General features: G+C 66.5%; 15 protein-coding genes. 4 read left to right on the top strand and 11 right to left on the bottom strand.

Annotated elements, in window-relative coordinates:
* Positions 1-2 precede the first annotated feature (2 nt).
* Positions 3-182, bottom strand: a complete 180-nt coding sequence (locus ACFVUS_RS01885; RefSeq protein WP_387761242.1) for a rubredoxin — start codon at positions 180-182, stop codon at positions 3-5.
* Positions 182-1,408 carry an alkane 1-monooxygenase gene (locus tag ACFVUS_RS01880; protein ID WP_387761241.1) on the bottom strand — a complete coding sequence of 409 codons (1,227 nt, stop codon included), beginning with the start codon at positions 1,406-1,408 and terminating at the stop codon, positions 182-184. The genes ACFVUS_RS01885 and ACFVUS_RS01880 overlap by 1 nt, the downstream gene beginning before the upstream one ends.
* A gap of 109 nt (positions 1,409-1,517) precedes the next feature.
* On the opposite strand from ACFVUS_RS01880, the gene ACFVUS_RS01875 reads away from it, so the two are divergent.
* On the top strand, positions 1,518-2,129 hold the full coding sequence (locus ACFVUS_RS01875) for a TetR family transcriptional regulator (protein ID WP_387761240.1): 612 nt from the start codon (positions 1,518-1,520) through the stop codon (positions 2,127-2,129).
* Between the two features lie 4 nt (positions 2,130-2,133).
* Here the strand turns inward: ACFVUS_RS01875 and ACFVUS_RS01870 are convergent, their stop codons facing one another.
* From ACFVUS_RS01870 to ACFVUS_RS01860, 3 genes are all read right to left on the bottom strand, one after another.
* Positions 2,134-5,313 (bottom strand): carboxyl transferase domain-containing protein, encoded by a 3,180-nt coding sequence (locus tag ACFVUS_RS01870; RefSeq protein WP_387761239.1) that lies wholly within the window; start codon positions 5,311-5,313, stop codon positions 2,134-2,136.
* Between the two features lie 86 nt (positions 5,314-5,399).
* A complete protein-coding gene (locus ACFVUS_RS01865; RefSeq protein ID WP_387761238.1) occupies positions 5,400-6,422 on the bottom strand; it encodes an alpha/beta hydrolase in 1,023 nt (340 codons plus the stop codon).
* 38 nt (positions 6,423-6,460) lie between these two features.
* Positions 6,461-7,828, bottom strand: a complete 1,368-nt coding sequence (locus ACFVUS_RS01860) for an ABC1 kinase family protein (RefSeq protein WP_387765351.1) — start codon at positions 7,826-7,828, stop codon at positions 6,461-6,463.
* Between the two features lie 173 nt (positions 7,829-8,001).
* Here ACFVUS_RS01860 and ACFVUS_RS01855 point away from each other — a divergent pair, with 173 nt between their 5' ends.
* Entirely contained in the window at positions 8,002-9,552 is a 1,551-nt protein-coding gene (locus ACFVUS_RS01855) for an acyl-CoA carboxylase subunit beta (protein WP_387761237.1), read from the top strand.
* Positions 9,553-9,606: 54 nt separating this feature from the next.
* Here the strand turns inward: ACFVUS_RS01855 and ACFVUS_RS01850 are convergent, their stop codons facing one another.
* From ACFVUS_RS01850 to ACFVUS_RS01825, 6 genes are all read right to left on the bottom strand, one after another.
* Complete coding sequence (locus tag ACFVUS_RS01850) at positions 9,607-10,980, bottom strand: lipase family protein (protein ID WP_387761236.1); 1,374 nt, start codon at positions 10,978-10,980, stop codon at positions 9,607-9,609.
* 174 nt (positions 10,981-11,154) lie between these two features.
* Complete coding sequence (locus tag ACFVUS_RS01845) at positions 11,155-11,580, bottom strand: anti-sigma factor (RefSeq protein ID WP_387761235.1); 426 nt, start codon at positions 11,578-11,580, stop codon at positions 11,155-11,157.
* 137 nt (positions 11,581-11,717) lie between these two features.
* The gene (locus ACFVUS_RS01840) at positions 11,718-12,344 is read right to left on the bottom strand and encodes a PAS and ANTAR domain-containing protein (RefSeq protein WP_387765349.1); all 627 of its coding nucleotides are present in this window, start codon (positions 12,342-12,344) and stop codon (positions 11,718-11,720) included.
* 131 nt (positions 12,345-12,475) lie between these two features.
* Positions 12,476-13,309: a thioesterase family protein gene (locus ACFVUS_RS01835; RefSeq protein ID WP_387761234.1), complete on the bottom strand. Its 834-nt coding sequence runs from the start codon at positions 13,307-13,309 to the stop codon at positions 12,476-12,478.
* A gap of 150 nt (positions 13,310-13,459) precedes the next feature.
* The gene (locus tag ACFVUS_RS01830; protein WP_387761233.1) at positions 13,460-13,744 is read right to left on the bottom strand and encodes a hypothetical protein; all 285 of its coding nucleotides are present in this window, start codon (positions 13,742-13,744) and stop codon (positions 13,460-13,462) included.
* A 112-nt stretch (positions 13,745-13,856) separates the two neighbouring features.
* Positions 13,857-14,102 (bottom strand): CsbD family protein, encoded by a 246-nt coding sequence (locus ACFVUS_RS01825; RefSeq protein WP_387761232.1) that lies wholly within the window; start codon positions 14,100-14,102, stop codon positions 13,857-13,859.
* 186 nt (positions 14,103-14,288) lie between these two features.
* On the opposite strand from ACFVUS_RS01825, the gene ACFVUS_RS01820 reads away from it, so the two are divergent.
* Together ACFVUS_RS01820 and ACFVUS_RS01815 are read left to right on the top strand one after the other, a co-directional pair.
* Positions 14,289-14,525, top strand: coding sequence for a hypothetical protein (locus ACFVUS_RS01820; protein WP_387761231.1), 237 nt, complete (start codon positions 14,289-14,291; stop codon positions 14,523-14,525).
* A 217-nt stretch (positions 14,526-14,742) separates the two neighbouring features.
* Positions 14,743-14,991, top strand: coding sequence for a hypothetical protein (locus ACFVUS_RS01815; RefSeq protein ID WP_387761230.1), 249 nt, complete (start codon positions 14,743-14,745; stop codon positions 14,989-14,991).
* Positions 14,992-14,997 lie beyond the last annotated feature (6 nt).

Below are 14,997 nucleotides of genomic sequence, written 5' to 3'. Positions count from 1 at the left end.
GGTTATGTCCCTGTCGTCGCGGTGACGGATTCGAAGTCGAGCTTTTCCCGCACGCCGCAGTCCGGACAGCACCAGTCATCGGGAACCGATGACCACGGGGTGCCTGCCGGAAAGCCTTCGCGGGGTGCGCCTTTGGCCTCGTCGTAGACGTACTCGCAAACGGGGCAGCGGTAGGCGGCCATCACCGGGTCCCGTACCGGGCTAGTACGCGATCGCGCTTGCCAGGCTGGATGTTCACCAGGGTGATATCGCCGTCGTAGTGGTTCAGCACCCGGCGATCCATCACCCGCCGCCACAGTGGCGGGAAGTAAGCCAGGGTGATCATGCTCGCGTAACCGCTGGGCAGATTCGGCGCACCGTCCATACTGCGCAGCGTCTGGTACCGACGGGTCGGGTTCGCGTGATGATCGCTGTGCCGTTGCAGGTGGTACAGGAAGATATTGGTGACGATATGGTCCGAATTCCAGCTGTGCTCGGGGGTGCAGCGCTCATAGCGACCGCTCGCGGTGCGCTGGCGCAGCAGACCGTAGTGCTCGAGATAGTTCACCGTCTCCAGCAGCGCGAAACCGTAGACCGCCTGCAACACCAGGAACGGCAGCACGATCGGGCCGAAGACCGCGGCCAGCACGCCCCACAGCACCACCGACATGAGCCAGGCATTGAGCACGTCATTGTGAATCGTCCACGGCCGCTTGCCCAGACGGTGCAGTCGCGCCGCCTCCAGCTCCCAGGAGGAGCGCAGGCTCCCCCAGACGCTGCGCGGCAGGAAGGTCCAGAACGATTCGCCGAAGCGCGAACTCGCGGGATCCTCCGGGGTCGCCACCCGCACGTGATGGCCGCGGTTGTGCTCGATGTAGAAGTGCCCGTAGAACGTCTGGGCCAGGGTGATCTTGGAGAGCCAGCGCTCCAATTCGGCCTTCTTGTGGCCGAGTTCGTGCGCGGTATTGATGCCGACGCCGCCGACCACGCCGATGCTCAGCGCCAGGCCGATCTTGGAGATCAGGCTCAGGCCGCCGTCGATGCCCAGCCATGACAGATCGCTCGCGGTCCACAGGTAGCAGGCGTACGCCAGGCTCAGCAGCTGGAACGGGATGTAGGCGTAGACGCAGTAGCGGTAGTAGCGATCGTTCTCCAGATACTCCATCACCTCATCGGGCGGGTTCTGGCCGTCCGGGCCGAAGAACCGGTCCAGCAGCGGGAGCAGCACGTAGACCAGCAGCGGGCCGATCCACCACCACACGGGTGCGACCGCATCCCAGCCGAATTGGTTGAACGCCGCCACCAGACCGGTGGTGAGGAAGAGCGCGGTGGGCGCGATCAGGCCGAACAGCCACAGGTAGCGCTTGCGGTCCCGCCACTGCGGGGGCGGGGCCACGGGCGTCGGCTCGTCGATTCGAGACGTCGTCATTGTCGATCTCCTTGCATTTACACTTCTTGAAGAAGTGTATTCAGTAGATACACTCATCGTGAGAATGTCAACGAGCGAGACGAAAGACGTGCTCATGTACCATCACGACGTGGCAGAAACGCCGAACTTCCAGACCGAGATGCGCCAGCTCCTGCGCGAACGCATCATCGACAGCACCCGCGGCATCGTCTGCGCCGAAGGCTGGGGCGCGGTGAACATGTCCCGCCTGGCCAAGGAGGTCGGGGTCAGCCGCCCGGTCATGTACAAGGAGTTCGGCAACAAGCACGAACTGGCCGAAGTGGTCATCCGGCGCGAGGTCGACGGATTCCTGATCGGCATCGCCGAGGCCGTGGCCGTACACCCGCAGGACGTCCTGGCGGGTTTACGCGAAGCGGTCGACTACACGCTGCGCACCGGTGCGGACAACACCCTGCTCAAGGCCGTGCTCGCGGGCCGCACCGCCCCGGACACCGCACTGCTCCCGGTCCTGATGACCGAGCCCGAACCGGTGCTGGGCCGCGCCATCGAGGCGGTCACCGCCCTGGTCCGCACCCAATACGGGCTCACCGCCCTATCGGACGCGGACCTCGCATCCCTCACCGAAACCCTGGTCCGCCTGGCCCTGAGCCATCTGTTCCAGCCCACCGGACCCATCGACAAGGCCGTCGATCAGATCATCGTGATGATCGCGAGCGTGCTGGGTCCGGTGCTGGCGGGCTGAGGCGCTACCGCAGACTGGCGATCCACCGGCGGGTATCGGCCGGATCGATGACGTCGTCGAGTTCCAGGACGGTGGCGGCGGTGAGTGCTTTGCCGCTGGCGTAGGCCGCCTGAACCAGGTTGTCGAAGGCCACCTGCCGGGCCGCCGGATCTTCGATGGCGGCCAGTTCCTTGGCGAAGCCCAGGCGCACAGCGCCTTCCAGGCCCATACCGCCGATTTCGCCGGTGGGCCAGGCGATCACGAAATTGGGTGCGCGGAAGGAGCCCGCCGCCATGGCCTGTGCGCCCAGACCGTAGCCCTTGCGCAGGATGATGGTGCCCCACGGGACGGACAGGGCCGCGGCGTCGATGAACAGGCGGCTGAATTTGGTGACGGTGGCATGCGTCTCGGCTTCCGGGCCGACCATGAAACCCGGTGTATCGCAGAACGATACGACCGGCAGCTGGTGTGCGTCGCAGAGGCGCAGGAAGGCGCTGAGCTTATCGGCGGCGGGTGCGTCGATGGCACCGCCGAGATGGTGGCAATCGTTGGCGATCAGACCGTAGGGGCGGCCTTCGACGCGGACCAGGGCGGTGATGATGCCCGTACCCCAGTCCCGGCGCAGTTCCAGTACCGAACCCAGATCGGCGACGGATTCGATGGCGGCCCGGATATCGAAGGCGCGCAGGCGATCTTCCGGGATCACATGACGGGCGAGCCGGGGATCCGGTGCGGTCCACTCCGATTCGGCACCCTGGAAGTACGACAGATAGCGACGGGCCAGGTCGACGGCTTCGGCCTCATCGGCGGCGACCAAGTGCACCACACCGTTTCGGCGCTGCACCTCGATCGGGCCGATGTCCTCGGGGGCGTAGACGCCGAGGCCGCCGCCCTCGATCATGGCGGGACCGCCCATGCCGATATTCGCGTCCGGGGTCGCGATCACCACATCGCACATGCCCAGCAGCGCGGCGTTTCCGGCGAAACAGCGGCCCGACACCACACCGATGAGCGGGACCTGACCGGACAGCGCGCCCATGGCGCGGAAGGTGGTGACATCGAGGCCGGAGATGCCCGGGTAATCGGTGTCGCCGGGGCGGCCGCCGCCGCCTTCGGTGAAGAAGACCACCGGAAGACGCTGGGCGCGAGCGAGTTCCAGCAGGCGATCGGTCTTGGCGTGATTGCGCATGCCCTGGGTGCCCGCGAGCACGGTGTAGTCGTAGGACATCACCATCGTGCGGGTGCGGTCGGCGCCGAAGCGGTCGGCATTGATCGTCGCCACACCGCCGATGAGACCGTCGGCCGGGGTATTGGCGATCAAATCCTCGGGGCTGCGGCGCAGGCGCTGCGCGGCCACGGCCAACGCCCCGTATTCGAGGAAGCTGTCCGCGTCCACCAGATCGGTGATGTTCTCGCGAGCGGTCCTGCGGCCCAGGCGATGTCGTTTGGCGACCGCCTCGGGGCGGGATTCGTCCTGCCCCACCAGATGCCGGGCGAGCACCTCGGCGAGATCGGGGCGGATCGAATCCAGGTCCACCGCAACGGTATCGGCGTGCTCGCCGTCGTGATCGGCCTCGACCCACACCAGCAGCGGTGCGTGCGGATCGATCACCGCGCCGGGTGCGGTCACCTGCCGGACCACCCGCAGTGGCTGTTCGGCGCGCAGTACATGCTGCATCTTCATCGCCTCCAGCACAACGACTTCCGCACCGGCGGGCACGACGGTGCCCGGCTCGGCCAGCGAGACCACGGTGCCGCCCATCGGGGAGCGCAGCGCCTGTTCGTCCCCGGCCAGATCGACCGCATCGGTTACGACGGCGATCTCGGGTCCGGCATGCGGCGGCGGGGCGAAATCCGCTGCTCTGGACACGAATTCGCCAACTCGGCGCTCGTACCAGGATGTCGAGACCGCACCCGCGCCGACGAGTTCGTCCAGTACCGCGCGCTGTACGGCCAGATTCGTCTCGACACCCGCGATCACCGTCTCCGCGAGCGCGTCCGCGGCCCGGCGCAGGGCAGCGGGATACGAGGGTCCGCGCGCGATGATCTTCGCCAGCAGCGAATCGAAGCGCGGGTCCTGCCGCATGCCGATCCCGGCGGCCGTATCCACCCGCACTCCCACCCCGGTGGGCGCGGCGAACTGCGTGAGCGTCCCGGTACTCGGCAACACTTCCCCACCGGCCGTGACAATTTCGGCGTTCACCCGCACCTGCACGGCGTATCCGCGCGGCGTGGATGCGGCCACCTCGAGTTCGGCCAGGCTACGACCCCGCGCCAACTCGAATTGAATCGCGACCACATCCAGTCCGGTCACCTCCTCGGTGACGGTGTGCTCCACCTGCAACCGCGGATTCACCTCGAGGAACCAGCATTCCGCCCCGCTGACCAGGAACTCCACCGTGATCACACCCCGGCAGCCCACCGACTCGGCCAGCCGCACCGCATACCCGTGCAGCGATTCCCGCAGTCCCGCATCCAGATTCGGCGCGGGCGCGATCTCGATCAGCTTCTGCTGCCGCCGCTGCACACTGCAATCGCGATCCCCCACCGCGATCGCCCGCTCGCCGTCGGCGATGATCTGCACCTCGATATGCCGGGCCTCGGTGATCAGCGCCTCGGCGTACACGGCGTCATTCCCGAACCCCGCCAACGCTTCCGCGCGACAGCGCTCATACGCGTCGGCGAGTTCGCCGACGTCGCGCACCACCCGCATCCCCCGGCCACCCCCACCGGCGGCCGCCTTGACCATCACTCCGCCGGGCCGTGCGGCAAGCAATTCCGCGATCTGTTCCACCGTCGCGTCACCCGCGGTCGCCGCAATCACCGGCAGCCCGGCACGTTCGGCCGCCGCCCGCGCCGCGACCTTATCCCCGAACAAGCTCAGCACCTCGGGCGAGGGCCCCACGAAGGTCAGCCCCGCGACCGCACACGCGGCGGCGAATTCCGCACTCTCGCTGAGGAACCCGTACCCCGGATGCACCAGCGCCCCATCCCCCGCCTTACGCGCCGCCCGCACCACCTCATCCACATCGAGGTAGGCCGCGACCCCATTGCCGGGCAGCCGCACCGCCTCATCGGCGAGCCGCACCGCCATCGCATCGCCCTCATCCCCGGTATGCAACGCGAGCGCGGCATACCCCTGCTCCCGCGCACTGCGAACGATCCGGACAGCGATCTCACCACGATTGGCCACCACGACGTACATGCCGCCATCCTCGCAGCCGGGAAACAAAACGTGCGTGCAATCCCGCGGGCGGAGTGCCCGCGCGGACTACACGCACGTGGAGGAAATCAGGCCGGGATGCCCATGCCCTGGGCCAGGATCGGCCAGGAGTTGTGCAGGGCGTCGTCCCAGTACGGCCAGTAGTGGGTGCCGACCGGGGTGAACTGGTAGGTGGCCGGGATGTTCAGGCCCTCGAGGCGGCCCTTGAGGTTCACGGTGCAGGCGTTGACCGCGCCCTCGATGATCATGCCGAGGCCGAGGTTGACACCGCCCATGACGCCGGGGGCGTTGCTCAGGTAGTACTGCACGTCCGCGGCGACCGGGATGCCGCTGCCGCTGGAGACGTAAAGCAGTGTGCCGCGCAGCTTCTCGGCATTGATGACCGGGTCGTTGGCGGCCCACAGCGGGCTGTCGTCCGGACCGTACATGTTGGTGACGTCGCCGCCGGCCCAGGTTTCGGTGGCCAGCTTGACGAACTGCTTACCGGCCGGATCCGCGATCTGGGCGCAACCGCTGTACGCGGCCACGGACTTCCACAGGCCGGGCTTGGCCTCGGCCAGCTGCAGCACCGAGGTGCCGGAGGTGGACAGACCCGCGAGCGCGTTCAGACCGGTGGAGTGCAGCGCGTCGTCCAGCAGCGGCGGCAGCTCCTCGGTGAAGAAGGTCTTCCACTTGTTCAGGCCCAGACGCGGATCTTCCTTGATCCAGTCGGTGTAGTAGCTGCCCAGGCCGCCGATGGGCTGGATGACATTGACCGGCTTATCGGCCAGCCAGTCCAGCGCCTTGGTCTGCGCCTTCCAGTTCGCGGTGCCCTCGCCGCCGTCCAGGCCATTGAGCATGTACAGGTTCGGCGCGGGCGTGGACTCATCGGCCGGACGCTGCACATCGACGGTGATATCGCGGCCCATGGCCTGCGAGTACACCTTGAAATGCCAGGTACGGCCCTCCTTGACGATCGAGCTGATCGCGGAGGGCTTGGCCGCCGGTTCCGCCGAGGCGGTGGCCCCGAGCATGGTCGTGGACAGCGCAGCGGCGAGGGCCACGGCGGAAACCCGGCGAGCGGTCACGCTGCGTAGTGCGGAGAGCTTCATCGAACAGTCAAATCCAATCCAGTGGACACCGGCACCCGTCAGTCGACGGGGAGCTCGGTGCCTTCTTCGGCGATCTTGGCGGCTACTTCAGTGGGAAAAACGTTGCGGAACAGGAACAGGTCTCGGCCGAGCTTCCATCCGGGAGCCAGCGCTACCGCATATCGTTCGAAATAGCCGAGTTGTTTCCCCATAAGAATTAGCTGTTCCGGGCCGGATGCGCCACGCCGCTTCCCGAATTCGAGCAGACGGGCCGCGACCACGCCCAAATCCAGCTTGTCCAGGCTGCCCGAGAGCACCGGTCCCAATGCCACCGCGAGCTGTCGCCCGATGGTGGCGTCGTCACCGCTGTCATCGGCGACCAGATCCAATTTGCGCAGCGCACGGGCCACCGGGCGGAAATCGTTGTCGATGGCGCTGGCGTAGAACAGCGCCCGCACGAATTCGCGCCATTCGGTTTCCATGCGCCCGACAATCCCGAAGTCCAGCATGGCGACCCGGCCGTCGTCGAGCAGCCACAGATTGCCCGCGTGCACATCGCCGTGGAAGAGCCCGTGCACCGCCACCGATTCCATCCAGGCTTTGACCAGGCGGCGGATCAGCAGTTCCGAATCCGGATGCACCGCGCGGATATCGTCGAAACGATCCAGCGGCATACCGCGCATGCGTTCCATGCACAGCACACGCGGCCCGCAGTGCTCCCAATAGACCTCGGGAATCGCGACACTGGTGTTGTCGCCGAAGGCGACCAGATTCTGCCGCGCCCGGGTCTGGTTATCGGCTTCGATCAGGAAGTTGAGCTCGGCGACGGTGGCCTCGTACAGATCGCGAACCACGGCCTGCGCGTTGGCGACCCGCGCGTTCTCGGACCGCTTCTCCAGTGCGCGAGCCAGTTTCATGGCCGCGCGCAGATCCACGATCATGCGCTTGGCGATCTCGGGTCGCTGCACCTTCACCACCGCGGCGCGGCCGTCGGCCAGCACACACGCGTGCACCTGGGCGATCGACGCCGCCGAGAGCGGTTCATCGTCGAAGGACCGGAACAGCTCCGAAATCGGTTTGCCCAGATCGGCTTCCACGATGGCACGCGCGTCCGCGGACGGGAACGGGCTCATATCGTCCAGGCAGCGCAGGCAGGCGTCGGCGAGTTCGCGCGGGAACGCGCCCGGTGAGGAGGCGATCAGCTGGCCGAGTTTGACGAACATCGGGCCCAGCGATTCGAAACCGTTCACCACGCCCTCGGCGACCGCGCGTCTGCGCTTGGCCTTGCGCAGGCCGCCGCGTAGCACGCTGCGGGTAACCGATCCGCCCAGTACCGCACCCACGATCGCGGTTCGGCGCACTTCGGAGAACCCGAAGGTGTCCAGATCCGGCCGGATCACCTCGGGCGCCCCCGCCCGCACAGTCATCGGTGAGCTCACGGGGCGCAGTGTATCTCTGTGCCAGGCGGTCGGTCCGCTGTGGTGCCCGGCACAGTCGACACACCCGTTCGGTGGTTAGGACCCGGGTATGCCGGGTACCGTGGCTGGCTGGGCCGCGATCCGGCTCGACACTGATGAAGGCGAAAGGCAAGACCGAAGTAATGACGGGTACAGCGGAGAAGCTGGCGGAACTGCGCAAGCTCCTGGAGATCGCCGAAGAACCTTCCGGTGAGAAGGGCATCCAGAAGCGCCGCGCCAAAGGTATCCCCAGTGCCCGAGAACGCGCGCAAATGCTGCTGGACCCCGGCACCTTCGTCGAAATGGGCGCGCTCATCCGCCAGCCCGGCAACCCCAACGCCTATTACGGCGACGGCGTGGTCACCGGCCGCGGCTATATCGACGGCCGCCCGGTCGTGGTGATCTCGCACGATCAGACCGTGTACGGCGGCTCGGTCAGCGAGATGTTCGGCCGCCGCGTGCGCGCGGTGATGGACTTCGCCTATAACAACGCCTGCCCGGTGGTCTGCATCAACGACTCCGGCGGCGCGCGCATTCAGGACGGCGTGGCCTCGCTGGCCTGGTACGCCATCATGTGCCGCCTGCAGGAGGACCTGTCCGGCTATGTGCCGATGGTCGCGGTCATGCTCGGCAAGTGCGCGGCCGGTTCGGTGTACGGGCCCATCAATATGGATGTGCTTGTCGCGACCGAGGATTCGTACATGTTCGTCACCGGCCCGGAGGTCATCAAGGCCGTCACCGGGTCGGTCGTCACCGCCGAGGAGCTGGGCGGGGCACGCGCGCTGGAGCAGAACGGCACCGTGCACCATGTCGCCAAGACCGAGACCGAGGCCTTCCAGTGGGTCCGGGACTACCTGAGCTATCTGCCCACCAGCTGCCTGGAGCAGCCGCCGGTGGTCAACCCGGGTCTGGAGCCCGAGCTCACCGATACCGACCGCCAGCTCGACAAGCTCATGCCCGATCTGGACAAGACCGGCTATGACATGCACGAGGTGCTGCTGCGCATTTTCGACGACGGCGAATTCCACGAGATCAGCGCGAAAACCTCGGCGAATCTCATTACCGGGTTCGCGCGTGTCGACGGCCGTCCGGTCGGTGTGATCGCCAATCAGCCGCTGGTGCTCGGTGGCGCGCTCGATGCCGCGTGCTCGGACAAGGCCGCGCATTTCATCCGGCTCTGCGACGCGTTCCATATTCCGCTGGTCTATGTCGTCGACACCCCGGGCGTGTTGCCGGGCGTGGACGAGGAACGCAATCACGTCATCAAGCGCGGCGGGCGCATGTTCCGCGCGCTGATCGAGGCCACCGTGCCGATCGTGACCATCGTGACCCGCAAGGCGTACGGCGGCGGCTACGCGGTCATGGGCTGCAAGCAGCTCGGCGCGGATATCAGCCTGGCCTGGCCGACCGCGCGCCTGGCGGTCATGGGCGCGGAGTCCATGATCCCGATCGTGGGCAAGCGTCAGCTCGAGGCCACCCCGGAGAAGGATCGGGAAGCCGTGCGGCAGGGCATGATCGACTTCTACAACGCCACCGTGGCGACCCCGTGGACGGCAGCCGAGCGCGGCTATATCGACGCGGTCATCGAACCCTCGGCGACGCGCCTGGAGATCCGCAAGGCATTGCAGCTGCTGCGCGATAAGGACGCGGTGCGCAAGCCCAACCCGCGCAAGCACAATCTGTTCCCGATGTGATCCGGGAGTGACCAGCAGAACCGCCCCGGTCAGCACGACCGGGGCGGTTCCGTGTCAACACTCGTTGGGCGCGGGTTCGCCGCCGAGTCTCGCCCCGAGCCATTCCAGGGACTCCGGATAACCGGTGAACGCGGCGATGATGTGCTCGCCGACCACACTGCGGTAGATCGCGGTCGCCCCCAGCGCGCACTGTTCGGCGTAGAGGTTCTTCGCGCCCTCGGCGGGCACCCAGAATTCCTGCTCACCGTTGTAGATGTACAGCGGCACAGCCGATTTCATACCGTCCATGCGGGTGATCGAATAGATCTGCCGCGCCAGCGGACTGTGCAGCGGATCCGGGAAATCGGCGGCCGCGTCCATGGGCAGTTGCAATAGCCCGGGCACGCCGAAGGAATCCATACAGGTGTCCTTCATGACCAGCGCCACCCACTGCGCCAGTTTGTTCATATGCCCCAGGATCTCCGGCCGCTCCCGCCCGATGGCGAAGGTAGCCGCCATGAACACCCCCGACGCCAGATTCGCGTTCATACTGCGCGCCAGGATCTCGTAATCGGCGGGCACGCCGCCCATCGCCGCCCCGACCACCACATCGGCCAATTCGGGGGCGTAGTCGGCCATCAGTTTCACCGCGCCCTTGGTGGCGATCGCACCGCCGGAATAACCGATCATCCCGAATCGACTGGTGCCGAACTCATTCGGCATGGAACCGCGGACGGCGCGAATCGCGTCCAATATCGCGTGCCCGGCCACATACGGTTCGGCATAGGCCATGCGCGGACCCTCGTGATCGGTGATCAGCACCGCGTAGCCGTGCAGCAGCGCCAACTGGGTGGTCGGCGGCAGATATTCGGCCAGATTGGTCAGATTCGAATAGCCGTGCGCCAGTGTGTAACTCGGATTGCAATCGCGACCCAGCGAATTGATCGGCAGATTGTTCACCACCACCGGCCGCTCGCCGTCGCCGCCCCACTGTCCGAGCGGGAGCACCAGCGAGGCGATGGCGTACGAGGCCGCACCGTGCGCGTCGGTGGTCCGATATTTGAGCTGCACCACCTGGCGCACCGGCATGAACAGCGCGGGCCCGCCGGTATTGGTGACATCCCGCCAGGCGATCAGCTGCCCGGAACCGAAGTCCTCCAGCCGGGTTGGCCATTCGTCGACGAAACCGTCGCCGATGGGCGAGGGCATGGTGGCGGCGCGCAGGGCCGCCAGTTCCGGGGTGAGCCCGCCCGCGTCCACCAGCGGGGTGGCGGGCGCGATGGGCAGTGCGGGCGGCGGCACGACCGAGTCGACCCATTGCTGAAACGCGGGGAGTAATCCGGAAACCGGTGTGCCGGACGGGGGTGCATCGGCCGGTTGGGCGTGCGCGACTCCCGCGAATCCGCCGAACATCAAGACGGCAGCGACAATTCGCAGAACGGAGAGCAAGACACCCCCAGCGGAATTCGTGGGCTCGGCGGACCTGGCGAGCGTAAACCCGGTCCGGGTGCCGACACTCCGGGGTGGTCTGTTCGAAGCCGCATCGATACCACACTGTGTCGATCGGCACGTGCGTGTCGCCGAATCGAAAACAGAATGTGGCGCTGAGCGTGGAATGTGCCGTCAGCGGCCGGGACCGCGCGGGCGGTGGAATTCGATCGATACCGGGTATCCCCCGCTCCCGGCGTCGAATGGGCTCGAGTGCGCGGCGAGATTCTCGGTGATGGTGTGCAACACCTGCCAACTGAATCCGCGTTCGTCGAATACACCGCCGCCACCGGCTATCGCGGACATTCGCACGCGCATGTACTCGGCGTCGTAGTCGAATTCGCACTCGACACAGCTGTCCGGCACCGCGGCGATTATCAGCGCCGTCGCGACCTCGTCCACGGCCACGCGAATATCGGTCAGCGCGTCGAGGGCGAAATCACCGATGAGAGCGACCGTTTCGGCGAGTGCGCGCAGCATGGTCAGCTGGTCGAGTTCGGCCGGCACCCGAACACCCACCGTGCCGGTATCCGCCGATGGCTGGGTGATCGGGTCGCCCATACCTGTCTCCGTCCGCTCCGAACATTCCCGTCATCGGCGAAACGTCGATCGCGTGAATTTCCACCGGATAACCGCGTCCGTCCTCGTCATCCGCTGCGATACCCGGCCGGGCCGCGCCGAAACGTCTGCCCGCCGGATCACTCCGACGACAGTCGCTCATGCACGGTCAGCAGCAGATGATCGAAGCGCGTCCGCGACTCCACGGCCGCTCCACCCATTTTCGTCGCCTCGGCGATCAGCCGTTCGGACAGCGTGCGGAGTTTGGTGTTGGTCTCCTGGGAGCGCCAGGCGAGCACCCGGAACGCCTGTTCGGCATTGATGCCGTACACCAGCATGAGCGCGCCCTTGGCCTGTTCGATCACCGCACGGGCGCGGTAGAGCTCGGGCAGCGTATCGTCCAGCGTTTCCTGCCGATGTTCGGCGAGGGTGCCGGTGACGTCGATGTAGTAGCCCGCGGTGCCGATCACCCGGCCGCGCTCGTCGACCATATGGTCGCCCACCACGATCACGTGATGCTCGGCGCCGCCGGTATCGAGAATGCGGTGCCTGCTGCAGAACGGCTCCTGATTGCGCACCGCGCGGTCCAGCGAGCTCGCCACCTGCTCGCGGTCCTCGGGGTGTTTGTGCGCGAGCAGCAGTTCCGTGGTCGGCACGACGGTTCCGGGCGGATAACCGTGCATGGCGGCGACCTCATCGGACCATTCCCAGCGCTGATCCGCGGACCAGAACCGGAAACTGCCGACGTGCTGGCGGGCGCCACCCATCACCTGATCGAGCGCGGGCGTTCGGCCGCGGTGTTCACCACCTGGGATCACCACATGATTATCGGCTCCGGGACCTGCGCGCGGAGCCGATCGGCGGCACCGGATCGGGAAAACGCTGTGCCGCTTGCCATTCAGCTGCGCAGGGTCATCACCGCGTCGAGTTGCGCACTGCTGATCTGCCGCGCCGCGTTCGAGACCGAGGTGACCATGCAGCTGCCGAACGCGCCGCGCCGGTCGAACAGCGTGGCCACCCCGACCGCCATACCGCGTTCGCTGAAGTGACTGTCTGCCTCGACGCCGATCTGCGCGCCATCGGGCATCCGCGACAGCGCCAGGGTCATATCGGTATTGATGAAGCCGATTCCGGCGTCACCCCAATTGGTCATCATGCTGGTCGCCTCACCGACCAGGGCGGCGCGGGTGAACGGGGACAGTTCCTCACCGGTGATCACGCGCATGGGGCTCTGCCAGGTGCGCTTGCGCGCGGTGTTCTCGTGCTCGGTGGGCACCGAGGACCAGTAGCCCGGTTCGGCGTCACTGCTGAACAGCGGGATCTGCGGCAGATCGGTGGCGGGCGCGATATCCAATGCCGGTGGCAGCGGCTCGAATTCGCGCCGCCAGAGCGCGCCCGCGGGCTGTTCGGAGGGTTGCAGCAGCACCACCGAGGCGCGCGCGGCCATCTTGCCGCCCTGCATGACCGACACATCCGCGACGCGAATGCGCTTACCGTCGCGCACCCGGACCATCGGGGTGGTGGTGTGCTCGAAACGGGCGGCGCTGAACATGTCCACGGTCAGGCGCACGGGGACGAAACCGTCGGTGGCGTGCTCGCGCTCCAGCTCCCGGGCCATCAGCCCGCAGAGCGCGGGTCCGACCACCTGCGCCGCGGACCATTGACTGGCCGCGATCGGTGTAGGTACGAACCCGCCGTCCACCTCGTCGAAATACGCCGGCACATCCACCACGGGTCCACCTGTCCAGTTCCGTTGATCAAACCACTGTTCCCAGACCTAACACAGGCATGGAACCGGTTTCAATACGGCGGCCCACCGGCGGCCGGTGGCATTTCCCACAGCCGCGCCGGATCGGCCTGGCTCAATCGGGCGGTATCGGAGTCAATCGAGCAGGACCGGGCGCAGCCGGGTGGTGTAGACGCCCGCGCGATCCAGGGCATCGGTCGCGGCGGTGAGTTCGATTTCCGCCTCCTCGAAGACCTCGCGCGCACCGGCGATACAGCGGCCGGGCGTGAGCAGCGCGGCGATGCCGTCGGTATCGACGAGGGTGCCGGACTCGCCGAGGGCGGCGTAGTCGGCGCGCAGTTCCGCGACGCGTTCGCGCAGCGCGGTCAACTCACGCAGCAGGGCTGCGCGACGGAGCTCCAGGCTGCGTGGATCGGTCATGAATTCCAGTGTGCCGCAAGGACGCCCGCACCGCATCCGATCATGAAAATCGCCCGGCGATGGTATTCGCCGGGCGATTCCCGATTGCCGATCACGTCATCGCGTGCCCGGGCTAGTCGCGCTGATGCGCGCGCTCACGCTGCTTGTCGACCTCGGCCTGGGCGCGGGCATTCTCGGCCTCGGCTTCGTGGGCGGCCGCCTCACGCTGGGATTCGGCCTTGTCCTGCTGGGCCTGGCCCTCACCGCGCAGTTCGTCATTGCCGAAGACAGTGCCCGCGGCCTCTTTGATTTTGCCTTTGGCGCCCTCTACGACGCCTTCGACGCCTTCCTGAAAACCGCCCTTTTCGTGCTCGGACAAGAGAAACACCTCCACAGTGTCGGTATTGCCTGACAAAGCGGCGGTACCCGAGGCCCCCGGGCCGAAACGCCAGGCGCGACAGGATGACTCGTGTGGATTGTCACTGCGCGGGCCGTGATTGGCCCGTGCCGCGGCGGGTATCCCGCTGTAATCGGCGGCGCATTGCCGCGAGGAAGGGCGGCGACGATGGCGCAGCAGTCGGGGAATTCGGGGGACGACATTCACGACGGTCCCGGACTCGCCCTGGCCACCGCCGGAATCGTGGCGGTCGCGCTGACCATGATGGTCGCCGGATACGGTTTCACCGGCTGGGCGATTCTCAGCGGGCTCGCGGGCGGGCTCTGCCTATGGACCGGAATTGCGATGATTATCGCTGAACAACGGCATCGCGCGCACTCGCGCGACGATCACAATCGTTCCTGACGACCGCCCGGAAAAGTCCGCTCGCAAACTTTTAGCATCCCGAAATCCCTGGTGGCCCTACATATTCGAGGTTGCAGATGTACTTGCATCTGCGCGCAGCACGGTCATAGACTCGACGTGCAAGGCACCGTAGGGGACAACCAGGGAGCCGAGCGGTGGATCACCGGCGATTCCGCGCCATCGGTTTAACCCTCGGCTTGGCATCAGGGGCGTTCTAATGAACCAGCCAATTAACCTCAGCCGACTCGGGTTTGCCGATAGAACCCAGCCGGAGCAATCCTGCTCACACGAGTCGGCTACCGCTTTCGTCATCGATCAGGTCGAATCCACTGGAGCGGCCACTCGGTATGATTTTGATATCGAGCGAATAGTCACCACCGCGCACGCGATGGTGAACGACTGGGATCTGCACATGATGCAGCCGGAAGCGTTCTGGCGTATCGCTTCCAGCTTTATCAGGCAGTAGTTCCGG

The organism is Nocardia sp. NPDC058058, assembly GCF_042885355.1.
Taxonomy (GTDB): Bacteria; Actinomycetota; Actinomycetes; order Mycobacteriales; family Mycobacteriaceae; genus Nocardia.
The sequence above is the reverse complement of the archived record's forward strand: the minus strand, read 5'-3'. Positions and strand labels throughout refer to the sequence as shown.